Source organism: Stenotrophomonas sp. LGBM10 (assembly GCF_046736075.1).
Taxonomy (GTDB): domain Bacteria; phylum Pseudomonadota; class Gammaproteobacteria; order Xanthomonadales; family Xanthomonadaceae; genus Stenotrophomonas.
In genome coordinates this window covers 658,777-683,256 of record NZ_CP177163.1, presented here as the reverse complement: position 1 = coordinate 683,256, position 24,480 = coordinate 658,777, and the positions used below count along the sequence as shown (strand labels likewise).

At 67.0% G+C, this 24,480-nt stretch carries 27 protein-coding genes; 12 read left to right on the top strand and 15 right to left on the bottom strand.

All coding sequences use genetic code 11. The features are described 5' to 3' along the window. Nucleotides 1-121 precede the first annotated feature (121 nt). The 10 genes from ACLB90_RS02775 (at nt 122) to ACLB90_RS02730 (ending at nt 9,937) form a co-directional block, all read left to right on the top strand. On the top strand, nt 122-511 hold the full coding sequence (locus tag ACLB90_RS02775; protein ID WP_411851520.1) for a hypothetical protein: 390 nt from the start codon (nt 122-124) through the stop codon (nt 509-511). Nucleotides 512-524: 13 nt separating this feature from the next. After that, entirely contained in the window at nt 525-968 is a 444-nt protein-coding gene (locus tag ACLB90_RS02770) for a hypothetical protein (RefSeq protein WP_411851519.1), read from the top strand. A 127-nt stretch (nt 969-1,095) separates the two neighbouring features. Continuing rightward, on the top strand, nt 1,096-1,737 hold the full coding sequence (locus ACLB90_RS02765; RefSeq protein ID WP_411851518.1) for a hypothetical protein: 642 nt from the start codon (nt 1,096-1,098) through the stop codon (nt 1,735-1,737). Between the two features lie 179 nt (nt 1,738-1,916). Further along, nucleotides 1,917-3,185 (top strand): hypothetical protein, encoded by a 1,269-nt coding sequence (locus tag ACLB90_RS02760; protein WP_411851517.1) that lies wholly within the window; start codon nt 1,917-1,919, stop codon nt 3,183-3,185. A 56-nt stretch (nt 3,186-3,241) separates the two neighbouring features. Beyond that, nucleotides 3,242-3,607, top strand: coding sequence for a hypothetical protein (locus ACLB90_RS02755; protein WP_411851516.1), 366 nt, complete (start codon nt 3,242-3,244; stop codon nt 3,605-3,607). An 841-nt stretch (nt 3,608-4,448) separates the two neighbouring features. Beyond that, the gene (locus tag ACLB90_RS02750) at nt 4,449-4,685 is read left to right on the top strand and encodes a hypothetical protein (protein ID WP_411851515.1); all 237 of its coding nucleotides are present in this window, start codon (nt 4,449-4,451) and stop codon (nt 4,683-4,685) included. Between the two features lie 57 nt (nt 4,686-4,742). After that, entirely contained in the window at nt 4,743-5,204 is a 462-nt protein-coding gene (locus ACLB90_RS02745) for a hypothetical protein (protein ID WP_411851514.1), read from the top strand. 991 nt (nt 5,205-6,195) lie between these two features. Continuing rightward, complete coding sequence (locus tag ACLB90_RS02740) at nt 6,196-7,527, top strand: S41 family peptidase (protein WP_411851513.1); 1,332 nt, start codon at nt 6,196-6,198, stop codon at nt 7,525-7,527. Nucleotides 7,528-7,588: 61 nt separating this feature from the next. After that, nucleotides 7,589-8,632, top strand: coding sequence for a helix-turn-helix domain-containing protein (locus ACLB90_RS02735; protein WP_411851512.1), 1,044 nt, complete (start codon nt 7,589-7,591; stop codon nt 8,630-8,632). 93 nt (nt 8,633-8,725) lie between these two features. After that, the gene (locus ACLB90_RS02730) at nt 8,726-9,937 is read left to right on the top strand and encodes a nuclear transport factor 2 family protein (RefSeq protein WP_411851511.1); all 1,212 of its coding nucleotides are present in this window, start codon (nt 8,726-8,728) and stop codon (nt 9,935-9,937) included. An 89-nt stretch (nt 9,938-10,026) separates the two neighbouring features. Here the strand turns inward: ACLB90_RS02730 and ACLB90_RS02725 are convergent, their stop codons facing one another. Together ACLB90_RS02725 and ACLB90_RS02720 are read right to left on the bottom strand one after the other, a co-directional pair. Then, nucleotides 10,027-10,710 carry a type 1 glutamine amidotransferase domain-containing protein gene (locus ACLB90_RS02725; RefSeq protein ID WP_411851510.1) on the bottom strand — a complete coding sequence of 228 codons (684 nt, stop codon included), beginning with the start codon at nt 10,708-10,710 and terminating at the stop codon, nt 10,027-10,029. Between the two features lie 103 nt (nt 10,711-10,813). Further along, nucleotides 10,814-11,419 carry a TetR/AcrR family transcriptional regulator gene (locus tag ACLB90_RS02720; protein WP_411851509.1) on the bottom strand — a complete coding sequence of 202 codons (606 nt, stop codon included), beginning with the start codon at nt 11,417-11,419 and terminating at the stop codon, nt 10,814-10,816. Nucleotides 11,420-11,690: 271 nt separating this feature from the next. On the opposite strand from ACLB90_RS02720, the gene ACLB90_RS02715 reads away from it, so the two are divergent. After that, nucleotides 11,691-12,779: a DUF5694 domain-containing protein gene (locus ACLB90_RS02715; RefSeq protein WP_411851508.1), complete on the top strand. Its 1,089-nt coding sequence runs from the start codon at nt 11,691-11,693 to the stop codon at nt 12,777-12,779. A 45-nt stretch (nt 12,780-12,824) separates the two neighbouring features. Here ACLB90_RS02715 and ACLB90_RS02710 read toward each other — a convergent pair whose 3' ends face one another. Next, entirely contained in the window at nt 12,825-13,718 is an 894-nt protein-coding gene (locus ACLB90_RS02710) for a LysR family transcriptional regulator (RefSeq protein ID WP_411851507.1), read from the bottom strand. Nucleotides 13,719-13,876: 158 nt separating this feature from the next. Here ACLB90_RS02710 and ACLB90_RS02705 point away from each other — a divergent pair, with 158 nt between their 5' ends. Next, nucleotides 13,877-14,902, top strand: a complete 1,026-nt coding sequence (locus tag ACLB90_RS02705; RefSeq protein ID WP_411851506.1) for a zinc-dependent alcohol dehydrogenase family protein — start codon at nt 13,877-13,879, stop codon at nt 14,900-14,902. A 27-nt stretch (nt 14,903-14,929) separates the two neighbouring features. On the opposite strand, the gene ACLB90_RS02700 is transcribed toward ACLB90_RS02705, so the two are convergent. The 12 genes from ACLB90_RS02700 to ccmA all read right to left on the bottom strand — a co-directional run bounded on the left by ACLB90_RS02700 (nt 14,930) and on the right by ccmA (nt 24,357). Continuing rightward, nucleotides 14,930-15,862, bottom strand: coding sequence for a DUF6624 domain-containing protein (locus ACLB90_RS02700; protein ID WP_411851505.1), 933 nt, complete (start codon nt 15,860-15,862; stop codon nt 14,930-14,932). Nucleotides 15,863-15,979: 117 nt separating this feature from the next. After that, the gene (locus tag ACLB90_RS02695) at nt 15,980-16,261 is read right to left on the bottom strand and encodes a DUF1294 domain-containing protein (RefSeq protein ID WP_411852682.1); all 282 of its coding nucleotides are present in this window, start codon (nt 16,259-16,261) and stop codon (nt 15,980-15,982) included. 50 nt (nt 16,262-16,311) lie between these two features. Continuing rightward, nucleotides 16,312-17,424 (bottom strand): homoserine O-acetyltransferase MetX, encoded by a 1,113-nt coding sequence (gene metX / locus ACLB90_RS02690; protein ID WP_411851504.1) that lies wholly within the window; start codon nt 17,422-17,424, stop codon nt 16,312-16,314. A gap of 72 nt (nt 17,425-17,496) precedes the next feature. Then, complete coding sequence (locus tag ACLB90_RS02685) at nt 17,497-18,516, bottom strand: tetratricopeptide repeat protein (protein WP_411852681.1); 1,020 nt, start codon at nt 18,514-18,516, stop codon at nt 17,497-17,499. Beyond that, nucleotides 18,510-18,989 (bottom strand): cytochrome c-type biogenesis protein, encoded by a 480-nt coding sequence (locus ACLB90_RS02680; protein ID WP_411852680.1) that lies wholly within the window; start codon nt 18,987-18,989, stop codon nt 18,510-18,512. Before ACLB90_RS02680 ends, ACLB90_RS02685 begins: the two co-directional genes overlap by 7 nt. Continuing rightward, nucleotides 18,958-19,572 carry a DsbE family thiol:disulfide interchange protein gene (locus tag ACLB90_RS02675; RefSeq protein ID WP_411851503.1) on the bottom strand — a complete coding sequence of 205 codons (615 nt, stop codon included), beginning with the start codon at nt 19,570-19,572 and terminating at the stop codon, nt 18,958-18,960. The genes ACLB90_RS02680 and ACLB90_RS02675 overlap by 32 nt, the downstream gene beginning before the upstream one ends. Before the next feature lie 8 nt (nt 19,573-19,580). Then, nucleotides 19,581-21,494: a heme lyase CcmF/NrfE family subunit gene (locus ACLB90_RS02670; protein ID WP_411851502.1), complete on the bottom strand. Its 1,914-nt coding sequence runs from the start codon at nt 21,492-21,494 to the stop codon at nt 19,581-19,583. Beyond that, on the bottom strand, nt 21,495-21,956 hold the full coding sequence (gene ccmE, locus ACLB90_RS02665) for a cytochrome c maturation protein CcmE (RefSeq protein WP_411851501.1): 462 nt from the start codon (nt 21,954-21,956) through the stop codon (nt 21,495-21,497). Then, nucleotides 21,953-22,138 (bottom strand): heme exporter protein CcmD, encoded by a 186-nt coding sequence (locus tag ACLB90_RS02660; RefSeq protein ID WP_411851500.1) that lies wholly within the window; start codon nt 22,136-22,138, stop codon nt 21,953-21,955. The genes ccmE and ACLB90_RS02660 overlap by 4 nt, the downstream gene beginning before the upstream one ends. Continuing rightward, entirely contained in the window at nt 22,135-22,911 is a 777-nt protein-coding gene (ccmC, locus tag ACLB90_RS02655; RefSeq protein WP_411851499.1) for a heme ABC transporter permease CcmC, read from the bottom strand. The genes ACLB90_RS02660 and ccmC overlap by 4 nt, the downstream gene beginning before the upstream one ends. A 94-nt stretch (nt 22,912-23,005) precedes the next feature. Then, nucleotides 23,006-23,701 carry a heme exporter protein CcmB gene (ccmB, locus tag ACLB90_RS02650; protein ID WP_411851498.1) on the bottom strand — a complete coding sequence of 232 codons (696 nt, stop codon included), beginning with the start codon at nt 23,699-23,701 and terminating at the stop codon, nt 23,006-23,008. Next, nucleotides 23,698-24,357, bottom strand: coding sequence for a heme ABC exporter ATP-binding protein CcmA (gene ccmA / locus ACLB90_RS02645; RefSeq protein WP_411851497.1), 660 nt, complete (start codon nt 24,355-24,357; stop codon nt 23,698-23,700). Before ccmA ends, ccmB begins: the two co-directional genes overlap by 4 nt. Nucleotides 24,358-24,480: the final 123 nt, after the last annotated feature.

Here is a 24,480-nt window from a genome sequence, read left to right as displayed (position 1 = left end):
CTTGTTGGACGGCCGCGGCCCTTCTATGATCGAGCCGCGTCAGGTAAGCGCCCGTCTACGCGGCTGTCTGGGCACGTCGTGCAAGTGGCTTCTGGGTCCATCCATTGGAAGGGTTTCGCTCATGGCTGCCGTCATCCGCGTTTTGATGGTCCTCTCCGTTGCTCTTCTGTCGGGCGCGTTGCTTCTGCCCCTGGAACGCCCCGTGCACGTGGAATTTTCATTGGATCAACCTCCTCCAATGTGGGTCTTCGGTGCGTTTGTGCTGCTGGTGGGCGTGGTAACTGGCGCCGCAGCATGGACAGGGCTCGTGCGGTTCAGGCGGTGGGGGCGTCTGCTCGCCATCGTTGCCTCTGCCCTGATCGTCCTGGCGGCAGGGCTGCTGGCACAATCGCCACTGATCGGGCAGGTGAGTGGCCTTGGCATCGCGCTGTTTGCTGCCGCTGCGTCAGCGTGGCTGTGCGGTGTCGCCCTGTCCTATCACCCGCTTGTTGCGTCACGCTTCCGGGCATGAGTGCTGTCAACCAATGCGTCGAAAGATCTTCCAGGATGTTGCCAACACGCTTTGCCACATGCTGGTCGGCTGGCGCATGGGCGATGACATTGATGTCCTTGCAGTGCTTCCGGATGGCACGCTCCTCGTTGATGTCCTCGCAGGCACCGCCGCCCACAGTGCAGCGGGAGCTGTCCACCTCCGTATCGCAGGCGAGTTGCAGGCATGGCTCCGCCATCGTCTGAACGTCATCCAGATTCCCGTTCAGGCGCTGTCGTCGGCACAGGTGTTGGCCGAGATCCGCACGGATCGCCTCGCTACCAACCGCAAACGGATCGTCTCGTTTGACGTCTCCGTGCGTTCGGTGATTTCCACCGACGAATGCCGTTACACCGGCAAGCTGCATGAGGTCCACCGCTGGCATTCGCGGGTGCCGACTACCTGCGGCGGGCCCGGGCAGGATGGCGCCCTGGCGTGAGCCCTGGCGCACAGTAGTCTGCTTCCGGGCGACATCCGGCCCGCGAGAGCGGTGCGAAACGCATCAGTGGTCTGGATTACCATCCATTCGGGCCGATCCGGTCCACAGGAACCCATCAGGGGGCGTCATGAAGCGCGTGGTTCTTGCAGTGATCACCAGTGCATTTCTAAGCGGGTGCGCCACCGTCGACCAGAACACCACGTTCGATGGCAGCGATGGCAACGCATTCGTCCTGGTTGCCACAGACAACGTGCCTGATCAGGGAGTGCGCAGCCACACCTTCGTGTTCAGCAGGGTCGACCTGCAGTCGTCGACCTTCCTGCCGGAGTGGTTCTCCATTACCTTCGACGGCGGAGCGGGCGCGTTCGTCGTCGACGAATTGAAGAAGCCAGAAGGCCTCGACACGACGCTGCGTTTCGGTGCGCGTTCCGTGGTGCCAGGCGACTACGCCTATGCGGCAAGGCGGGATCTGCAAGGCAACCTGCAGACGGAGCACTGCTACGCAGAAGGCGCGGGCGTGTTCCGTATCGTTGCGGGCAAGACCAATGTCATTTCGTTGGGGGATGTGCTCAACAACAAGGGCACCGATCCTGCAGTCGCACTGGATCAGGGCGCAAAGGTCCTGACGGCGTATCCGAAGATCAGCGCCCCGCTCGTGCAGGCGGGGCAGGTGGGATCGATCACCTTCCCGTCGGCGAAGTCGCAGGGGTGGCAGGGGTGCCTGAACCGGAACGTCACGGCTTTGAAGGTCATTTCGGCAGCGCCGTAGTTCATCGCTGTTGGTGAATTCATATGACCATGAGCACTGACGTTTTTCAGGATTTGGCGTTGTAATAGCGGCACGCGCGTGCGCTACACTGGCCCGCGGCGAGGGGAACTACGACCGCGATTTGAATCGCGGTTTTCAGGGGTATCTGTAACGCCGATTCATCCAAGGGGACACACCATATGCGTCTGAAGTCGATTGGGGCGGCATTGTCGCTCGCATGCCTGTGTGCGGCGTCCGCGTATGCGGAGACCGTTGTACCGCTCACTTTCGCGGATCGCCTGGCGCAGGCAGGCGCGCCACTCACCGTCCGGCCGGAGGGCTTCTCGGGTCCGGGCGCCGCCATTTTGTCGGACGCTGTAGATGCCAGCCGGTACGTCCTCATCGGCGAGAGCCACTTCTCGCGCGAGATCCCTGCGTTCACCACGAATGTCTGTCGATTGATGGCGCCCGGCGGCCTGACCGCTATGGCCGTCGAGACCGGCCCGGAGGCCACCGAAGCAGTCAACGCACGGATGAGAGCGCCGGACCGGGAGCAGCAGATCGCTGACTTCATCACCGCCTATCCCGACGTGATGGCGTTCCTCAACAGCCGCGCCGAAGGCCAGACGGTCGCCGATTGCGCCGCTGTCGCCGGGCCGGCGTTCAAGTTGTGGGGGTTGGATCAGGAGTTTCTCGGGGTAAGCGGTTATCTGTTCTCACAGATGCTGGCGTCCGGCCCAGGGCCGCTCGCCCGTGCCCAGATCGAGGCCTTGGCCGAACAGGAGCGGACCGCCGTGCAGGCCGCGCTCGCCTCCGGTTCGCCCACAGACCTGTTCCTGCTGAAGGCGACCGATGCGGCGCTAGATCCGGCAGGGGCCGCCATCGACCAGGACGGCGGCGACCGGGCTAAAGCGCTGTTCGCTGCCCTGCGCGAAACACGCGCCATCTATCAGGCCTCGCAGTCCGGTCGCGGCGATGCGAACGGGCGCAGGGCGCGGCTGATGAAGCGGACGCTCGCGGCCCATCTGGCCGAGGTGCCGCAGGCGCGCGTGCTGATGAAGTTCGGCGCCTATCACCTCTACAAGGGCTACAACCCACTCGGTCAGCGCGACGTGGGCAATTTCGTCGCCGAGCACGCCGACGGACAGAACGTGAAGGCTCTGAACCTGATCGTCGGCGGCGCGAGAGGGACGGGCGCCGGCTACAACGGGGTTGGACGCCCGATGAAGGTGTACGACTTCGATGCGACCACGGGCAAGGACAGCGACTGGCGCAAGGATGTGATGTTGGCCCGCCCCTCGGGCGCGGCACCGGACGACTGGATCCTGGTGGATCTGCGCCGTCTGCGCAGCAGGGATATGAAAGACCTGACGCCTGAATGGCGCGAGCTCATCCTCGGCTACGACTTCGCCGTTGTAGCGCCGGAGCTGTCTCCGTCCACCAAGCTCGGCGGGCATGACGCTCCGTAAGCGGCGGGTGGCAAGTGAGCTTCGCGGCTCGGTGTGATTCCGGAGTGAGATAGGGAATGGGAATTTTCCAGCGTCAATTGATCTACGTTCAAGTGCACCAGGACCACTTCATTGCCCGCGCTGTCGGTGGAGACAGAACGATTCGCCGCCAGTGCCATTCTCTTGGCAATGGCGCGGGTCCGGTCAGAGATTTCTCCCGCATACGGTCTCAGCTCAAGGCAATTTTCTCGGAACTGAAATCCGGGTTTTCATTCCTCAAGCCGTGGGCGCTTCTGCACTTTGATCCGGTCGAGTACCCGGTCACGAAGGAAGAACTCGCGGCGTTCCAGACGGTCGCCATGCGCAGCGGGGTGAGCTTCTGCTTTCTCTCCACGTGGGAACAGCATCATGAAGACAAGGACTTGTTGGACATGCTGTGTTAGGGGCGGCGGAACAAGTCACGCAAGCGCATCCCGCATTTCGATTTACCCTGGTTCTTACGTTGCGAACGTCCCCTTTTGGCCGGACGCAGATGCCCGCAGGGACGCGGTTGCCGCACGCGTGGTAATTTCCGCGTTCGACCCAAAGCAGGCATTGGTGCAGTCGCCGAGCGTGGCGCTGGCCTGGTTACACGCCGGCCGGAACACGTCGAAGAGTGTTTGATAGGGGTATTCATAAGGTCGTCACCTATCTCGCCAAGATTGATCGCTTAGGCACGGTCGAGACCGTCTTTGTAGTGGCCAAAGTTGGCAACATTGCCCTGTACTACGAGGACGTTGAGGAGGGCTTAAATATCTCAGAGCTACGTCCTGACGGAGCAATTTCCAGTTGGGGATGTGAGCAATGGGAGCTGCGCCATGCACTTTGGCATCTGGCTTCGGCCTAGCAGTTCATTCAAACCTACACTGCGTTGCCGTGGGGCTTAACGTAGTGTATTGCGAACGTTCGCTCCTGCCCGGAAGCAGACATCGGCCGGGAAACAGGTTAGGAATATCTATCGGGGGTAGGGATATGGCAGCTCCCAGCCAAAGCGCACATCTGCACTCATGCCGCCGAGAGTGTGCAGTTGCTGCCGAACCCACCGCTGCGTCGGTTGCATGCTGGCTTGTCAGCTGGACCCAGCCCCCCTAAGATCGAGCTGCATCAAGGGGGAAGCCCGCCGTAGGGTACTTTGCGGGCAAGTCGTACAACCGGACTCTGGGTCCGTCTATTGGGTAGTTGCGCGTTATGGCATCGGATCAACTCCACGCTGACGGAAGCCTATGCCCGGAAGGAACAGCTTCCGTGCCCAACGACTTCTCAGCCTGCTGCGAAGCGTTTGAGGCGCAGACGAACAGTTGCTACTACGACATTCGCTATGAGTGGGATTCGGAAGGCAACGAATGGTGCATTGCCATCCCGGAGAGCGCGGGCGGTGGTGGCATCCTCATTTCCTATTGTCCGCACTGCGGTGCGTGCCTCAACTCGTCGGCGGCGCCTGACATGTCACCCCAGCTGAACTCGCTTCACGAGTCGGCTTGATTCCGGAGTTGGATGCGCTTGGGAGCAAGAATGCGTCGAAAACTAGCGGTTGCGATCTTGCTCATCGCCGCCGGTTCCGCATCGGCCACGACGCCCCTTCGTCCGTCAGATCTTTTCGGCACTTGGCGATGTGGCCCAACTGTCATGCAGGGACCAGGCTTCACTGTCACGGTAACTGATGAAACAACCAAGCTTCCGGACGGCACCTTTACCGGTCACTCCCGTAGCCTGATCTCCGCCCCTGGCAAGGCTCCTCTCACACTCGAGGATCGCAGCAGCGGCACGTGGGAGCTTGTGGGTGACGTCGTGAGATCCCGGATCAACCATGTCGAGTTTCTCTCGGCGTCAGATCCATCGGTCACAAAGGATGCCGGCCAGAAAGCGCAGGACGAGCAGCTGGCCAAGAAGTCCGTTTATGAGTCTCGCATCCTTGAGTTCAACGGTACGCACGTGCGCTCCATTCCAGTCAACGCCATGCACAAGGAAGCGGCTGTCGAGTCCACCTGTGAGCGCATCTGACCGTTCATTCAAGCCGAAGCCGCGTCGCGGCTCGACTTGGCCTGAGTGTCTGCTGCGAACGAGCGCTCCTGGCCGGTACCGGACACCGCGCCGGATGCAGCGCTTGGTGATGCTGAAGTCGGCTTGCGACCCAAAGCGGCCATCCGCAGCCGGGCGTGCTCATGGCATCGACCGCGCCAAGCCGGGCCATCCAGCGTGTTGGCTCAACCCGGTCCCCCTGAGATCGAGCTGCGTTACCCGAGACGTCGAGCGTTCAACGCCCATGTTCAAACTTGCTTCTAGTCAGATGCACGGCGGGATCGAAAAGTAATGCCAATGGAACTGACCTATGAGTCTCCTGACGGCATGCTTCAACTGGTAGAGCCGACTGAGCGACAGATCACAGACGTTGTTCTCCTGTCTCCAGCCTCTTACTGGCAGCAAGGAGGGAATGGTCAAGCTCTGCTTTCTGTCGCCGGTCGCCCCAGCCTGGCTGTCATGCAGCCAGAGGCAGGTCGATTCTTCCTGGAGCTTTTCTTGGAGGATCGACTGGTCCCCTATGACGGAGGAAGTTGCAGGGAATTCTTGGTGACGGAGATGGGGGGCGACCCGTTTCGTGTTCCTCTGGCCTGTACGCTTGCGCCCGGCATTGCAGCGTCAGTTCTTGCGGAGTTCGTACGGACGCGCAGACAGCCTGGTGGAGTTTGTTGGGTGCCGATGGGGGACGTGCCGTTCGAGATCGGTTGGTACGATCAGTAAAAGTAGAGTGGGCCATACCCATTGCTTCAAGCCGTGTGTGCACACCTCATCCATCACCAGGTGCAATTGGAACACGCGGACCCCAGCGATGACGCGCTGTACCCGGACGGCGACAGCGCTGCCTGACGCAGACAACGCCAGTGGCACGCCTGCATCCGCAGCCCCCTACCCGCAGCCCCCAACCCCACACCGCTTGTTGAATGAAACACGCTTGAACTAGGATCGCATTCCAGCTCAGACACGGATGTTGAGTATGTTCCGCACAGCGACGTTCATTCTCCTTGCGCTCCTCAGCGGCGGCGCAACCGCGCAGACCGTCTGGAATGGCATCGGCACCCATTCGCGGACCAACGGCTCGGGCGATATCCGGACATCTGACGGCACTGCGGTCACCGTGTCTGCCGAATCGATGGGGCAGGACAAGTTCGTCGGTGCTATCACGTCACTGGACGCCACTGCCTTCCAGGGACGGGAGGTGCGTTTGACGGGTTCGCTCCTGATCGCCGAAGGCACAGGCATCGCTGCGCTCTGGTTGCGCGCGGACGGCCCCAACGGACAGTTGGCGTTCGCGAATTCGGGTGCCAGCCCTGCCCGCGCCGGTGAGGGGGCACAGGCGAGGGAGCTGCAGCTCTACGTCCCGTCGGACGCGACCCACCTCAAGCTCGGTGTGACGCTGGATGCAGCAGGGCGGGTGGAGGTCCAGCGACTCACGCTGACGTCGGCACCCGTGGTGTCGGGCGATGTTTCCGCGTACGACATGATGGCGTATGCGCTGCCGATCATTCGCGCCAACGCACTGAACGCAGGCAAGGTGGACTGGTCGGCCCACGAGGCGAAGATGGATGCCTCCGACCTGAAGCAGCGTCCTGCGCAGGAGGCGTACGGCCGGTTGCAGACGGTATTGAACGCGCTCGGCGACCGGCACAGTTTCCTGCAGGCGCCACGGCAGGCCGCAACGGCCCGCACGACCGCAGTGGCATCGAGGGCCATTGAATCGCGGCAGATGCAGGACATCGGGTATGTGCTCGTACCGGGTCTGCGCGGAACCGATGCCGCTGCCGGCAGGGCATTCAGTGCCGAACTCTGCGGGAAGATCGCCACGCTGGCGCCCGAGTCCTCCAAGGGCTGGATCGTCGATCTTCGCCAGAACTCCGGTGGCAACATGTGGCCCATGCTGAGTGGGCTGCACCCGCTGCTCGGCGATGGCCCCATCGGCGCGAACCGCACCCGGGACGGCGCCGTGACCCGCTGGGGCGCGCGTGCCGCCACTACGTGCAGCCTCGATCTGTCCCGCAGTCGCGTTGCCGTTATCGTTGGCCCCAAGACCACCAGCTCGGGTGAGGCGGTGGCCGTTGCTTTCAGGGCGCGCCCGGACACCCGGTTCTTTGGCCAGACCACCGGCGCGCGGGCAACCTCCAATCGAACCTATCCGCTTCCGGACGGCGGCGCACTCCTGTTGACGACGGCCGAGTTCCTGGATCGCCAGGGGCAGGCGTATCCGCAGGGCATCCGCCCGGAGACGCCTGTGTCGAGCGAGCAGGATGCCATCGAGGCCGCGGCCGCCTGGCTACGTTCGGTGCCTTGATGGCCTGACCCGGCTTGCGTACTGTTTCTGCGTCCCGCGCCTTCAGGGTATCTGCGCCCGTATGCCAGCGTCCTACGTACTGTTCTTCTTCGCCGGCCTGGGTGCCTTCAACGGCGTGGCCCTGTCGGTCCATCTGCTGCTGCGCCAGCCCGTCAGGCCGGCGCAGGCGTGGCTGGCGGCGCTGGTGCTGATGCTGAGCCTGCGGACAGGCAAGTCCGTGCTGTTCTACTTCTGGCCGGACATCTCCAAGCTGGTGCTGCAGGTCGGCCTGACGGCGTGTTTCTTCATCGGCATCTGCCTGGTCGGCTTCGTGCGCGCCTGGCTGGACCCCGATCGCCGGCAGACCCGGCACGATGCGCGGGTTGCGCTGGGCCTGCTGGTGCTCGCGACCGCCTTCGGCATCGCGTATCCGTATACCGATAACGTGCGCCTGTGGGCGGGGCCGGTGTGGGGCACCATCCAGGTGGGCTGGCTGGCCTGTCTGCTGGTGGCAGCGGGGCTGTTCCTGCGCGCTGCCAGACAGGGCCGTGCCGACGGGGCGCCCGGCGCACTCACCCGTACCCACGTGGCGTCGGTGATCGCGGGCGTGGCGGTGATCTGGATGGCCTACGCCACCGCCGGGTTGACGTCCTATATCGTGGGCGCGCTGTCGTTCTCAGTGGTGCTGTACCTCAGCCTCAGTGTGGCCTTTGCACGGCGCACGCCTCCGCCCGTCGCCGAGCCCTACCGGGACCGCAAGATCGCCCAGGCCGACGCCGAGGCGTCGCTGCGCGCGCTGAACGCGCTGCTGGTCGACGAGGGCCTGTACAAGGACGCGGGCCTGAGCCTGGCCAAACTGGCGCGGCGCCTCAACATGCCCCCGGCCCGGTTGTCGCAACTGCTCAACGACAACCACAAGACCGCGTTCAAACCATACCTGGCCCAGATCCGCGTCGAGGCCGCCAAACAGGTGCTGCGCACCCAGGCAGCCGCCTCGATGGAGGAGGTGGCGGAGGCCGCGGGCTTCCTGTCCACCTCCACCTTCTACCGATGCTTCAGCAAGGTGGAGGGAACCACCCCCGCTGCCTGGCGGCAGGCCCAGGTGCGGTTGGACGGCGGCTCCTGAAACGAGTTCGGCGAGTCGCAAAACACGGTTTACCGTATTGATTCAAAAGGGGAATCGACAGACTTCGGGGCACCCATCCAGTGGAGCCTTTCCATGTCGAATCCGCTTTCCACGCCGGCCACTGCCGCCGTGATCCCGTGGCCAGCCCGTCTCATCCGAGCGGCTGCCATCGCCTGCTTCGCGCTGCTGTGCGGCGCCCCCGCGCATGCCGATCCTGTCGCCGAGGGGCGTGCGGTCGCCGCCGTCATCGAGGACTACCTGCACGGCAGTTCCTACAACCAGCACGACCGGCTCACGCGCGCCTTCCATCCCGACGCGCGGCTGTACCTGAGCCAGGGAACGGACGGCATGCGCGAGGTGGGCATCGCCGAGTACGCCGGGTGGTTCGAGAAGAACCCGGGGCAGTTCAACGGCCGTACCGGTCGCCTGCTCGGCGTCGAGGTCGACGGCACCATCGCCACCGCCAAGGCCGAGATTGTGGTCAGCAATGACAAGGCCCGCTTTGTCGATCTGTTCCTGCTGAAGAAACTGGGCGGGCAGTGGCAGATCATCAGCAAGACCGCCACGCGCGAATCGGCGCCGGCCCACGACCGCCAGGTGGTGCTGGTGGTCTCCAATGCGGACACCATGCCCGGCACCGGTCTCAGCGCCGGCAACAGCTTCTCCGAACTGATCCATGCTTACGCCGGCTTCCGTGAGGCCGGCTACGGCGTGCAGTTCGTCAGCCCGGAAGGCGGTGCGGTGCCGCTGGCCTACATCGATACCCGCAACCCCGAGCACAAGGCGATGATCTACAACGCCGACTTCCTGTGGGCGCTGGCCAATACGCGCCGGCCCGACGAGGTGAACGCCGCCGACTACGCCGCGCTGATGTATATCGGTGGCAGTGCCGCGATGTACGGCGTGGCCGAGAACCCCGGCCTGCAGGCGCTGGCGGTGCGCATCTACGAGCAGCAGGGCGGCATCGTCTCGGCGGTGTGCCACGGCAGTGCCGGGCTGGTGAACCTGACCCTGTCCGATGGCTCCGCGCTGGTCGGCGGCAAGCGTGTCACCGGCTACCCCGATGCCTTCGAGGACAGGACTGCGGCCTACTACAGAACCTTCCCGTTCTCGATTGAACAACGCCTGCGGGCCAACAACGGCCAGTTCCATCATGGTGCACGCGGCACCTCGCATGTGGAAGCCGATGGCCGTCTGATCACCGGCATGAACTGGGAATCCACCCGTGGTGTAGTGGCTGCGATCGTCCAGCGGTTGGAGGCCGGCAGCGGTGCGGCAGGAAGCAGTCCCGACAGCGGCGGTTGATCCGCTGCCGCAACGCGGTAAATACGATCCGGCCCTGATGCCTCGTGGGCCGGATCGGTGCCGCGGTGCCAGGGATCACGACGCAGGCATTACCCCTGGGCCAACTGCTTGATGAGCACCTCGGCCGCTTCGGTCGACGAGGCCGGATTCTGGCCGGTGATGAGCAGGCCATCGGCCACCACATACGAACCCCAGTCCGGACCCTTGGAGTAGATGCCGCCCTTGGCCTTGAGTTCGTCTTCGACCAGGAACGGCACCACGTCGGTGAGGCCGACGCCGGCTTCCTCGGTGTTGGTGAAACCGGTGACGCGCTTGCCTGCGACCAGGGGCTTGCCGTCGGCGGACCGGACGTGGCGCAGAACACCCGGTGCGTGGCAGACCAGGGCGACCGGCTTGTTGGCGGTGATGAACGATTCGATCAGCGCGATGGAGCGCGGGTCTTCGGCGAGATCCCACAACGGGCCATGCCCGCCCGGATAGAACACGGTGTCGAAATCGGCCTGCGAGACGCTGTCCAGACGCACGGTGTTGTCGAGCTGATCATTGGCGGCCGCATCGGCTTCGAAGCGACGGGTGAGATCGGTCTGGAAGGCGGGTTCGTTGCTCTTGGGGTCCAGCGGCGGCTGGCCGCCGTTGGGCGAGGCCAACACAATCTGCGCGCCGGCGTCCTTGAAGGTGTAGTAGGGCGCGGCCAGTTCTTCGAGCCAGAAGCCGGTCTTCAGGCCGGTGGTGCCGAGCTGGTCGTGCGAAGTCAGAACGATGAGAACTTTCATGGCATTGATCCTGTGGTGAAGAGAGTGTGAGTAGACTGGTCGTCTAGAGATTGGGTGAAGGAAAAGGCGCCTTCGGGAAGCGCCTGCGAATCCGCCCGCGTGGTCAGCGTGGGCGGTGGAGCATCTGCTGCGTGGTGTCCAATGCGTTGTCGAACGGTTGGATGTTGCGCACGATCTTGACCATGACACTGGCGCCAAGCCACAGCTGATAAAGGCTCTGCGCCACGCTTGCCGGTGTGCCGTCGATGGAGAGCGATCCGTCGTCGACGCCTGCTTCGATGGTGGTGGTGAGGCGCGCAACGATGCCCGAGGTGCCGCGCTTGAGGGCCGCACGCATGGCCTCGGACAGGTCGGCCACCTCCGCGCCCAGCTTCACGGCAAGGCACTTGCCCTGGCAGTCGTCGAAGGACTGGTTGTCCCGCCAGGCCTGGAAGTACGCGGCCAGCTGCTGCGCCTTGGTGCGGCCGGCCTCGCGGAAGGTGCGGTCCATCTCGGCGAGGTAACCCTCAAAGTAGTCCTCGAGCAGGGCCTCGCCAAAGGCATCCTTCGATCCGAAGTAGTGATAGAACGACCCCTTCGGCACGCCGGCGGAGGTCAGCACCTCGTTCAGCCCGACGGCCGAAAAGCCTTTGCCGCCCATGATCCGCTGGCCGGTGGCCAGGATCTTGTCGCGAACATCGAGGGTGTCAGGGGCGTTGGTGGGGCTCATGGGGTGCAACTCTACGCTGGATTAGACCGGTCGTCTAGGGGTGCCGCTCGAAGCGGTTTAGTCCCGGAGGCGATATTGGGCGGTGGCGGTGTGAGGGTGCCCGAACGGAGAGCAGCTGACCAACGGTCAGCTCTACCTTTGGAGGGCCGGCGTTGCGGTGGCGATGCAGCATCGGCAGAAAAGGTTGCCATGACCTACGGGTGTATCGCCTGCGTGCCGCGCCACCCAGCATGGGACGGACGCAGGGCGTGGGCCATTGCAGGGAGGCAGCATGATCGGACGCATCGGCAGTATCGTGATCCTTGGGCTGTGCAGCGCCAGCGCGCTGGCCGGCGGCGCTGGCTACCAGCCCGCCCTCCACCCGGAGCAGTTGAAGGGGCCGCCGCCAGGCCGCGCCAACGAGGTGCTGGTACTCGGGTCGCCACACTTGTCCGGGCTGCCCAAAACGTTCGCGCCTGAGCAGCTTGAACCGCTGCTGGAGCGCCTGGCCGCGTGGAAGCCGGAGGCGATCGCGGTGGAAGCGGTGTCCGGCCTGCAGTGCGATTACATGCGCCGCTCGCCCGCGCGGTATGCCGACAGCATCAGCAGCTACTGCATCGATACCGGCCCGGCGCATGCCGCCACGGGGTTGGACGTACCCGCCGCGAACGCGGAGGCCGCGCGGCTGCTGGCCACCTGGCCGGCCGCGCCGAGCGCGGCCCAACGACGGCAGTTGGCGGCGGTGTGGCTGGCTGCCGGTGAGCGCAATTCCGCCGTGGTGCAGTGGCTGCGCCTGCCGGTGCAGGAGCGCATCGCGGGCGATGGGCTGACCCCGCCACTGGTGTCCTTCCTGGAAAAGCGCGTGCAGCGCCGCGACGAGTCGGTGATGGTGGCCGCCGCGCTGGCCGCACGGCTGGGGCTGGAGCGGGTGTGGGCGGTGGACGACCACACCGCCGATTCGCCCACGCCGAAGGAACTCGAACAGGCCTCGTACGACGCGATCACCAACGCGTGGAACAACCCGTACTCGAAAGCGCGCAAAGCAGCGGACGTGCCGCTGTACGCCAACCTGGACAAGCCCGGCGGAATGCTGGCGATGTACCGCGCCTACAACGCGCCGGAAGCGGCGATGCAGGTCTACAACGCCGACTTTGGTGCTGCGCTGGTCGAGCCATCGCCGCAGGCCTTCGGGCGCAGCTACGTGGGCTACTGGGAAACCCGCAACCTGCGCATGGTCGCCAATATCCGCGAGGTGCTGGGAGAAACGCCCGGGATGCGCATGCTGGCCATCGTCGGTGCGTCGCACAAGCCCTACTACGAGGCATATCTCCATCTCATGCACGACGTGCAGCTGGTGGATGCTGCGGAGGTGCTGCGCTGAGGCGCGAGCGTGCCGCAACCGTGGCGTGGGCGTAGCCACGCTGCGCTACCGGGGCGCTGGCTCCCAGGGCGGACGTGGCAGGAAGCGGGCAAGCAGCTGGTCCACGGTCACGCGGATTTTCGGGGCCAGGTCGCGGGTGGCGGGCCACATGGCATGGATGGGGGTGCCTTGCGCGCCCTGCGGTGCCAGGACGGCAATGAGTGCGCCGCTGTCCAGCGCATCGGCCACCAGCCAGGTGGGCAGCTGGGCAAGGCCGAGGCCGTCCAGTGCCGCCGTGCGCAGGGCCTCGCCATCGCTGATGGTATGGCGGGCACTGATCGCCAATTGGGTTGGCTCGCCGCGCTCCCCGGGCACCACCCACGGCAGCGGGCCGCCCGCGCCACCGAAGGCCAGGCAGTCGTGTGCCGCCAGGTCGGCCGGGCGGGTGGGCGAGCCGTGTTCGGCCAGGTAGGCCGGGGCTGCGCAGGTGATGACGTGCTGGTGCCCCAGGCATCGCGCCGAGAGGAAGGCGCTGTTGCCCGGATCGCCCAGCCGCACCACCATGTCGATGCCTTCCTCAAGCAGATCGACGGCGCGATCGGTGAAGCCCACTTCAAGGTGAAGCCGGGGGTGTTGCCGGGCGAGCATCAGCAGCTGCGGCATGACCCAGCGCCTGCCGAAACTCACCGGCAGGCTGATGCGCAGCGTTCCCGCCACCTCGCGCTGCCGCGAGGCCGCCCTCGACTCGGCTTCGTCCAGTTCGGCCAGCACGCGCACGCAGCTCTGATAGAAGTCTGCGCCTTCCCCGGTGAGGGCCAACCGGCGCGTTGTGCGTTCCAGCAGCCGCACACCCAGCCGCTGCTCGAGCGTGGCCACGCTCTTGCCGATTGCCGATTTGGTGACGCCCATCCGCAGCGCGGCAGCGGTGAAGCTGCCGGTATCCACGGCATGGACAAACATGCTGATGCCTTGAAGCCGGGAGGCGCTGTAGGTCGTCATGCAGGGCTTGATTGAGGAATAAAAGTGGACAGTCTATCGCCTGTAAGTGGGCGTGGATGATGGTCATTCTCCAATACGCTGGTGCTCCGCGATCGGCGGGATGTCCGGGAAGCTATGTGATGGAAATGATGACGGTCTGGCAGTTGCCACAGCTGGGGATGGCCAACCTGGAGATGGCACAGCGCCCTGTGCCGCAGCCGGGGCCCCATGAGGTGGTGGTCAAGGTGGGGGCGGTGTCGCTGAACTACCGCGATGCGCTGGTCATCGAGGGGGGGCTGTTGCAGGCGCCGCCGCCGCTGCCCTTCGTGCCGGTCTCGGACATGGCCGGTGAGGTGGTGGCTGCCGGTTCGGCGGTGACACGCATCAAGACCGGAGACAGGGTGGTGGGCAATTTCTGGACCCAATGGCTGGATGACGCGCCGCCGGCGGAGATGCTGCGGCACGGGCTGTCGCTGGGCGGCCCGTTGCCGGGTGTGCTGGCCAGCCATGTGGTGATCGACGAGGCCATTGCGGTGCGTGCGCCGCGCTCGCTCTCGTACGTGCAGGCCTGCACGCTGCCGGTGGCCGCGCTCACTGCCTGGTTCGCGCTGACACACGCGGCGCAGGTGCGCGCCGGGCAGACCGTGGTAGTGCAGGGCACGGGCGGGGTGTCGCTGTTCGGGCTGCAGTTCGCCCGCGCGTTGGGTGCACGCGTGATCGTGACATCGCGCAGCGACGCCAAGCTGAGCCGCGCGAACCTTCTGGGGGCCTGGGCGACGATCAACACCCGGCAGACGCCCGAGTGGGCAGCGGTGGTTGCCGCGCTGACCGATGGCCAGGGCGCCGACCACATTCTGGAAATGATCGGTGGCGACAACCTGGGCCAGTCCGTGCAGGCGCTGGCCGGCGGGGGGCACATCCTGCAGATCGGCTTCATGGAAGACACCGAGATCCGCATGCCGGCCATTCCGCTGCAGCTCCGTCGCGCTACGCTGCGTGGCGTTTCTGTGGGGCATCGCCGCGCGTTCGAGGAGATGAACCACGCCATCGATGCGTTCGGTATCGAACCGGTGATCGACCATGTGTTTCCGTTCGCCGAGGCCCCTGCCGCGTTCGCCCGGCTTCAGCAGGGTCCATTCGGCAAGGTGGTCATCCAGGTGGCCTGACGAACGACGGCGGCGTTCCAGCCGCCGCTAGCGAACCTGCTTGCCGTACATCTCTGCCAGTACGGCTTTGTATGCGGCCAGCGGCTGCAGTCCCACCTCGCGGCGGCGCGCGTCCAGACCGTCCATATCGACGGTGGGCCGCAGCTCGAAGACACCGTCGGCGTTTTCCTTGAACTGGCTGCCGTAGCGCTGCGGTTTGCCCTGGGCCAGCAGCACGCGGTCGGTGAGCAGGGCGTAGTCGGCGAGATCGCCCTCACCGCGTTTCGCGGCCGTCTCGATCAGCGGCAGCATCGCTGCCTGGAAGGCCGGGTCGTGGTCGGCGTGCTGCACGATCACCCAGGCGGCCTTGGCGCCATCGCTGCCAACGCGCGATGTTCCCGGCCACCCTTTCTCGGCGACCACGGTCTTCAGCCAGGTGGCGTTCTCCACACTTACCGACCTGGCCTGCGCCCAGGCGGCGGCGCCGCCGCCGGCCGCGACCGCTGCGTGCTGGGCGGCCTGGTCCTTCGCCTCACGCTGCAGCAGCGCGTCGCGCAGGGGTGCATCGCGCTGCGCGGTGCGCGTGTGTTCTTCGGCGGCGATGCGTTGCAGCACGGCTGGCCATGCCGGATCGGCGCGCAGTGCGTCCAGGCCGGGCCGCGCTTTGGTGCGCAGGTCATCCAGCGGCAGGCGGCCGGTGGGCAGCAGGGTATCGATGTAGGCCAGCGCGGCAGCGCGGTCGCCGGAGGCAGCCGCGCATTCGATCAGCAGCAGTTCGCCACCGGCGGGGAAGGTGCCACCGCTTCTGTACAGCGTGTCCAACGTCCGGGTACAGCCGGCGACATCGTCCGCGCCGTACTGTTCGACGGCATCGAAGAACGTAGCCGGCGGGGCCGCGCCGGCGAGCAGCGGTGCCGACAGGAGCAGGGCCGTGGAGACGACGTTCGTCAGGTGCGGCAGAGAGATCGAACACGGGCGCATGGCATTCCTCCTTGAACGGCTGTCCTGGTCCGGTCCGAGCAACCGGGTGCAGGGGCAGGCTAGCAGATCCACCGTTGCCGTTGGTCATGGTGCCGCGTTGCCGGCCAGCGGCCGGCATTACCTGAGCAGGGCGGCCAGCGAGGCGACGTTGGCCAGGGCGCACAGCGCGAAGACGCCTTGGAAGGCCGCCTTGCGGTGCTTGTGACGGAACACGGACTGGCCGAGCAGCGCACCGGGCCAGCCGCCGGCGAAGGCCAGCAGTTGCAGGGTGCGTTCGGGCGTGCGCCAGGTGCCGCGTTGCGCGGCGCGTTTGTCCAGGCCGTACAGCGCGAACGCCACCGCACTGGTCAGTGCGTACCAGGCTGCGGCCCACAGTGGCAGCACGCCGGTGACCGTCATGGCGATCAGGGCGCCGGCCGCAGCGAGTGCGAGATAGCGCCGCAGGTGCGTCACAGCGTGCCGAGGAAGTCGCCCACGGCCGGGCCGAAACGCGCGAAATCGACCAGGAAGGCGTCGTGCCCCTGTGGCGAGTCCAGCCCGATGAACTGCGCATCGGCGCCTCCGGCACGCAGGCCGTCGGCGATCTGCTGTTGCTGCTGTACCGGGAACAGGATGTCGGTGTTGGCACCGATCGCCAGGGCCTTGTCCACGCGGATGCGGGCCAGGCCAGCCAACACATCGCCGTCGGCGTATTCGGCCAGGTCGAACCAGTCCATCGAGCGGCTCAGGTACAGGTAGCAGTTGGGGTCGAAGAAGCGCACGAAGCGCCGCGCGTGGCCTTCCAGATAGCTTTCGACCTGGAACTCCAGGCCGAACGGATCGTCGTCGGCCTGGTCCGAATCCAGCCGCACGCGACCGAAGCGGCCGTCCCATTCCAGCGCCGAACGATAGGTGATCACGCCGAGCTTGCGCGCCATGCGCATGCCCGATTCGGGATAGCTGTCTTCGCTGTACTGGCCGGCATCCCAGCGCGGATCGAGGCGGATCGCTTCGCGCTGCAGCGAGCGGATGGCGATGGAGAACGGCAGCGCCTGTGCGCTGCCGGAGATGTTGATATGGCTGCGTGCGATGCCGGGTGCCAGCAGCAGCACGGCCAGCGCGGTCATGCCGCCCATCGAGTTGCCGATCACGCAGGCGAGCTGGCCGATGCCGAGCGCGCGCACGACGTCGATGGCCGCGTTCGCGCCGTCCTCGATCGACAGCTCCGGGAAGTGCAGGCGATACGGCTGGCCGGTGGCCGGGTCGATGCTGGCCGGTCCCGTGGAGCCCTTGCAGCTGCCCAGCGAATTGACGCACACCACGAACCAGCGGTTGGTATCGATCGGCTTGCCCGGACCGAGCATCGGTTCCCACCAGCCGGCGGCCGGGTTGTCCGCGTTGGCGGCGGCATGCGCGTCCGGCGACAGGCCGGTGACGATCAGGATCGCGTTGCTGGCCTGCGCATCCAGCGTGCCCCAGGTTTCATAGGCAACCTGCGCGCCCTGCAACTGACCGCCGCGCTTGAACGCAAACGGCGAGGGCAGGGCGTGGTAGCGCGTGCCCGGTGGGATGAATTCAGTCATGCGGGCATTCTAGCTCGCCGGAATCGGCGCACGGTGCCGCTGGCGGCACGCTGTATCGCGGTGATCGCCCGCTCAGGGCGAGCCCAGCACCAGCTGCACCGGGGCGGCATGCGGCAGGCGCACGCGCACCGCGGGCGAGTCCAGGTCGCCCTCCTGGCGGGCGGCGTTGCCGGACGCGGACAGCCGGGCGAACACCTCCACCTCGTCCAGCGCCGACAACGGCTGGGTCGGCATCGGGCTGTCGGCATCGTCCAGCGTGACCACCAGCGGCAGCGCATCGGCGCGGTGCTTTTCCACCGCGACCGGCATCGGCGGGCCGCCGGGCACACGGGCGATGACGAATACGCTGGCATCGCCGTGCAGGCGGGCACGCGCGGCGAACTGCGGGTCGAGCATGACCTTCACGGTCAGGCCGGCGCGCGCTGCGCTGGCGTCGCTGGGGCTGGCGGTAGCGGCGGCAGCCGGCAGGCCGGCATTGGACCGGGCAATGGCGATCTGCTCGCGCAACGCGTTGGCCGCGCCCGGGTCCAGGCGCGGCAGCAGGGCCTCCCAGGTGGCGGCGGCCTCGGCATCCTGGCCGCGCTGGCGCTGCGCGATGCCGATCAGCCAACCGGCGCGTTCGCTCTCGGGCGCGAGCTGGTCGGCGTGGCGCAGCCAGGTCAGCGCGGTGTCGTCGAACCGTTTGTCCGGGTCGGCCTGGGCGCGTGCCTGCGCCGCTTCGACCAGCACCACCGGCTCATCCGGTGCCAGCGCGATGGCGCGTGCATAGGCGCGGTTGGCCGCGTCGAGATTGCCCAGCGCCAACTGCGAGCGTCCCAGCAGCGCCCAGCCGTCGGCGCGTTGCGGGTCGCGCGCCAGTGCCTGCTCCAGGTCCTGCACGCCGTCGCGCAGCGTTGCCGGTGCGGCGCGCTGCGCCTCGTCGGCCGCGTGCGGCGTGCCCACCAGCAGATACAGCGACGCGCCGGCGATGCCCATTGCCAGTGCCCCGCCCAGGAAGGGCCCACGGCCGGTGCGGCGCAGCGGCCACAACACCACCATCGCCATGATCGCCGCGACCAGCCCGGCCAGCACCATCAGCCACTCGCTCACCAGTGATCCTCGCGTTGTTCGATCGGCTGGATGCGGCGGCCGCGCCGGCGCACCACCCACACCAGCACGCCGGCACCGGCCAGCAGCGCGATCGGCGGGCCAAACCACAGCAGTGCGTTGCGCGCATCCATCGGCGGGCGGTACAGCACGAAGCTGCCATAGCGCTCGACCAGGAACTGTTTGATCTGGGCGTCGTCGCGGCCCTGCTGCATCAGCGCCAGCACTTCCCGGCGCAGGTCGTGGGCGATCTGTGCATCCGAATCGGCCAGTGACTGGTTCTGGCACTGCACGCAGCGCAGTTCGGCGGTGAGCGCGTGGAAGCGCGCTTCCTCCGCAGCGTTGCGGTACTGCAGTGGGGTGGGGTCGGACACGGCCTGCGCCAGCGCCGCGAACGGCACCAGCAGCGCCAGCGCGAGCAGCGCGGCGCGTGCCCGCGCGCGCGGGTTACGGTGCGGCCGGCAGATGATTCTGGGCATCGGCATTGGCGCGTTCCACCTTGTCCAGTTCGGGAATCAGCTGGGTATCGATCACCCGCTGGCTCAGCGCGCCACTGTATTTCCAGCGCACCACGCCGCTGGCGTCGACCAGGAACGTTTCCGGTGCAGCGGTGACGCCCCAGTCGATGGCGGTACGGCCCTCGATATCGCTCAGCACCAGCACGAACGGGTTGCCGAGCTGCTCCAGCCAGCGCAGCGCGTCGGCCGGTTCGTCCTTCCAGTTGTAGCCGATCACGCGCACGCGCTTGGTTTCGGCGAACCGGGTCAGGACCGGGTGTTCTTCACGGCAGGCCGCACACCAGCTGCCCCACACGTTGAGCACGTAGGGCGCACCGCGCAGCTCGGCGCTGCTCACAGTGATGGTGGGATCGTGCAGCACCGGCAGCTGGAACGCAGGGGCGGGCTTGCCGATCAGAGCGGACGGCAGCACATCGCGGTCGGGCGCGCCGGACTTCATCACGCCGTACACCATCAGACCCAGCAGCCCGAAGAAGAACAGCACGCCGATCACGATCGCAACCGGTGGCAGCGGGCGGGACGGAGTGGGGCGGGGATCGGACATGGGAACTCCTACGGGCGACGGAAACGGCGGTCGGCGGCGGTGACGAAGCCACCCAGGGCCATCAACAGCGCGCCCAGCCAGATCCAGCGGACGAACGGTTTGATGTGCACGCGCACGGCCCACGCATTGTTGCCCAGCGGCTCGCCCAGCGCCACGTACACATCGCCGCTGATGCGGGCATGGATGCCGGCTTCGGTCATGACCTGGCCGCCGCTGGCATAGGCGCGTTTCTCCGGATGCAGCAGGGCCAGCTCGCGGCCGTGGCGCAGCACGCGCACGTGGCCGCGGTCGGCGCTGTAGTTCGGGCCCTGCTGGTGGTCCACGCCTTCGAAGCGCAGTTCGTAGGCGCCCACCTGCAGGGCCTGGCCCGGAGCGAGGGCGACTTCACGCTGCACGTTGAGCGCCTCCACCAGCAGCGCACCGGCCAGGAACACGGCCACGCCGCCGTGCGCCAGCAGCATGCCGACCATCTCGGCGTTGAAACGACCATTGCCGCGCAGGCGGGTCCACACGAAGCGTGCGGTGCCCAGCGCCACCCAGGCCGCGGCGGCAACGCCGGCAGCGGTCTTGAGCGCGCCCTGCGGGGCCATGAAGTAGGCGATGACGCCCAGCAGCAGCGACAGCCCGGCCCACGGGGCGAGCATCGCCAGCGAGCGCGAGGCCTGGTCGCGCTGCCAGTTCACCAGCGGCCCGAACGGGAGCAGCGCGACCAGCGGCGCCATCAGCACCACGAACAGGGTGCCGAAATACGGCGGGCCGACCGAGACTTTGCCCAGCCCGAGCGCATCGGCCAGCAGCGGGTACAGGGTGCCGAGCAGGACCATGCCGCAGGCGGCGGCCAGCAGCAGGTTGTTGGCCAGCAGCAGGGTCTCGCGCGAGGTCGGCATGAACCCCCGGCGCGGATCATCGTTGCCCAGCGCACCGGCGCGCAGCGCGTAGAGCAGCAGCGCGCCACCCACGACCAGCGCCAGGAACACCAGGATGAAGGTGCCGCGCGAGGGATCGGCGGCGAACGAATGCACGCTGGTGAGCACGCCCGAGCGGACCAGGAAGGTGCCGAGCAGTGACAGTGCGAATGCGGCGATGGCCAGCAGCAGCGTCCAGCTGGCGAAGCTGCCGCGCTTCTCGGTGACCGCCTGCGAGTGGATCAGCGCGGCACCGGCCAGCCACGGCAGGAAGCTGGCGTTCTCCACCGGGTCCCAGAACCACCAGCCGCCCCAGCCGAGTTCGTAGTACGCCCACCAGCTGCCGAGCGCGATGCCCAGGGTCAGGAAGCCCCAGGCCACGTTGGTCCACGGCCGGGTCCAGCGCAGCCAGCGCGCATCCACGCGGCCTTCCAGCAGCGCGGCGATGGCGAAGGCGAACGGCACGGCGAAACCGACGTAGCCCAGGTAGAGCATCGGCGGATGGATGATCAGCCCCGGGTCCTGCAGCAGCGGATTCAGGTCGCGGCCTTCCAGCGGCGCCGGCAGCAGCCGCGCGAACGGATTGGAGGTGAAGATCAGGAAGGCAAGGAAACCGTTGCTGATGATGCCGAGTACGCCCAGCACGCGCGCACGCACCTCAGGCGGCAGCCGTTTGGACCACAGCGCCACCGCGCCGCTCCACAGCGCCAGCACCAGCGCCCACAGCAGCAGCGAGCCTTCATGCGCGCCCCACACCGCCGAGTAGCGGTAGGCCATCGGCAGCAGCGAGTTGGAGTTCTCGGCGACGTAGCGCACCGAGAAGTCCTGCACCACGAAGGCCACGGTCAGCACGGCGAACGCGCCCAGCAGCAGGGCCAGCTGGGCGAAGGCCGCCGGCCGCGCCACCGCCATCCAGGCCTGCTGGCCGCGCTGGGCGCCCCACAGCGGCAGCACGGCCTGCAGCAGGGCCATCAGCAGCGCGCTCACCAGCAGGACCTGCCCCAGTTCGGGCAGCACTCAGCGCGTCTCCGGCGCAGGCACGGCAACGTCGTGCTTGGTGTGCGCCTGGCCCATCTTGTCGGCCACTTCCTTGGGAATGTAGTTCTCGTCGTGCTTGGCCAGCACTTCATCGGCGATGAAGCGGCCGTCCTGCAGGCGGCCGCTGGCGACCACCGCGGTGCCTTCGCGGAACATGTCCGGCAGGATCCGCGAGGTGGTCACCGGCAGCACCGCGTCGCCATCGGTCACCACGAAATGCGCGTCCAGCGAACCGGATGCGCGCTCGAACGAGCCCTTGACCACCATGCCACCGAGCCGGAAGCGCGACTGCGCATCGACGTCGCCGCGCAGCACTTCCGACGGCGTATACAGATAGGCGATGTTCCGCTGCAGGGCAAAGGCCACCAGGGTGGTGGCGAGCCCGGAGGCGAGCAGCAGCAGCAACACCCAGACCATGCGGCGACGCTGTGACGGGGTCATCGGGTGAGCTCCGTGGCCAGTGGCGTGCCAGGGGACGCCTTGGCGCGTGCCTGCAGCCGCTGCTGGCGGCGAAGCGCCTGCCGCCGGGCCAGGCGCAGGCGCAGCCAGGAGCCCAGCGCGTCGCTGCCCAGCACCAGCACGAACACCGCGTAGGCGGCGATGATGAAGGGGACGTGCGTCATCGCGGCAGCTCCTCGGACGTGACCGGCGCGGCACCACCGAAGCGCTCACCGACCCAGGCCTTGCCGGCTTCACGCGTGAGGTTGTCGGCGCGGGCCTTGGCCAGCAGCGAACCGACGAACCAGAGTTTGGTTGCCACCACCATCCACCACAGCGGGGCGATCAGTTCCGGGCGCACCGCGTTGGTACCGAACACGTTGATCGACTGGCGCTGGTGCAGGCCGCCGAACCAGTCCACCGAGTACCGGATCACCGGCAGCAGGCCGACGCCGACGATGGCCAGCAGCCCGGCCGCGCGTGCGGCGCTGCGACGGTCGTCGATGGCGTGATACAGCCCGATCACACCCAGGTACAGGAACAGCAGGATCAGCTCGCTGGTCAGGCGCGGGTCCCAGTCCCACCAGCCGCCCCAGGTGCCTTTGCCCCAGATGCTGCCGGTGAGCAGGGTGATCAGGGTGAAGCCGGCACCCATCGGCGCGCAGGCCATCGCCAGGATTTCGCAGATCTTGATCCGCCAGACCAGGGCGATGACCGCGTAGAAGGCCATCAGCGCGAACACGAACAGGCTCATCCACGCGCTGGGCACGTGGATGTAGATGATCCGGAAGGCGTCGTTCTGGCTCTGCTCGGCAGGCACCACGAACAGGCCCTGCCACATGCCCAGCAGCAGCACCGGCACCGCGGCGACATAGAAGATGCGCGACCACCGCGTGGCGAAGCGGTCGAAGGTGGGCGGTGAACCGAGTTGGTGGAACCAGCGGACTATCGGGTGCATGCGGCAGTGGCTATCCAACGAAGGGCGACGATCCAACGGACGTGGAGTGGCTCGTTAAACGATGACACTGGAACGGTGGCACGGGAACAGCGACTCAACTCAGCGAAATCCGGATGGCGGCTGCGGTGGCCAGCGGCGCCAGCACCAGCGCCACCACCAGCCCGGCGGCCAACAGCAGCAGCGCACCGACCGGATCCTGCCCGCGTGCCGCCGCACCGACACTGCCCGCACCAAACACCAGCACCGGTACGTACAGCGGCAACGCCAGCAACGCCACGAGAATACCAGAGCGCCGGATGCTCACCGTCAGCGCGGCGACCACGCCACCGATCAGACTCAGCACCGGCGTTCCCAGCAGCAACGATGCCAGCAGGATCGGTAGTTGGTCATGTGGCACGTGCAGCATTTCGGCCAGCAGCGGCGTGATCGCGATCAGCGGCAGCGCGGTGGTGGCCCAGTGCAGCAGCACCCGCACCAGCACCAGCCAGGCCAGCGGGACCGGCGCCAGCAGCCATTGCTCCAGCGAACCGTCCTCGGCATCGCTGCGGAACAGCGAATCCAGCGCGAGCTGGCCGGCCAGCAGCACCGCCAGCCACAGCACCGCCGCGCCCACCTGACCCATCAGCGACGACTCGCGGCCGAGCGCCAGCGCGAACAGCACCACCACCAGCAGCGCGAACAGCAGCGGCTGCAGCGCGTCGCCGCGGCGGCGCCAGAGCAGGCGCAGGTCGCGCGTGACCAGGGCACGGGCGGTCTGCCACAGGCCCGGTTCGGTGCCCGGCGCGATCATGCGGCACCGCCTGCGGTGCCGGGGCGCTGCTCAACGGGCGTCAGGTCGATCAGGCGGGTGCGCACCGGCGGGGCGGCGTAGGCGCCGTGGGTGGTGACCAGCGCGGCGCCACCGCTGCGCAGGTGGGCGGAAATCATGCGGTTCACCAGGTTGATGCCGTCCAGGTCGAGATTGGCGTAGGGCTCGTCGAGCAGCCACAGCGGGGCCGGCGACAACCACACGCGCGCCAGGGCCAGGCGACGCTTCTGGCCGGCGGAGAGCTGGCGGACCAGGGTGTCCTCATACCCGGCAAGGCCGACGATGGCCAGCGCGTTGCCGGGCATCTGGCGCGCGCGGCGGCCATGCAGCCCACACAGGAATTGCAGGTTCTCCAGCGTGTCCAGATCCGGTTTGAGTGCGGGCAGGTGGCTCAGGTAGGCCACGTACTGCGACCGTTCCTTGTGGCCGGCCACGCGGCCATCGATCTGCACCTGGCCGCTGTCGGCGCGCAGCAGCCCGGCCAGCACCCGCAGCAGGGTGGTCTTGCCGGCGCCGTTTTCGCCCTGCACGAGCAGGGCTTCGCCGGGATCGATATGGAAGTCGAGCGGCCCGAAGACCGGTTCATCGTTGCGACTGAAGCCAAGGCCATGCGCGGCCAGCAACGGAGGAGCGTTCAAGGGGCTCAGGCTTCACACCGGGAAAGGGCCGCCATTGTAGCGGGGGCGGGGGGGGGAGGGGCGGCGCCGGAAGGGGCCGCACCCGCCAGCGGAGGGTGTCTGCCGTCATGGCTGCGGACGTTT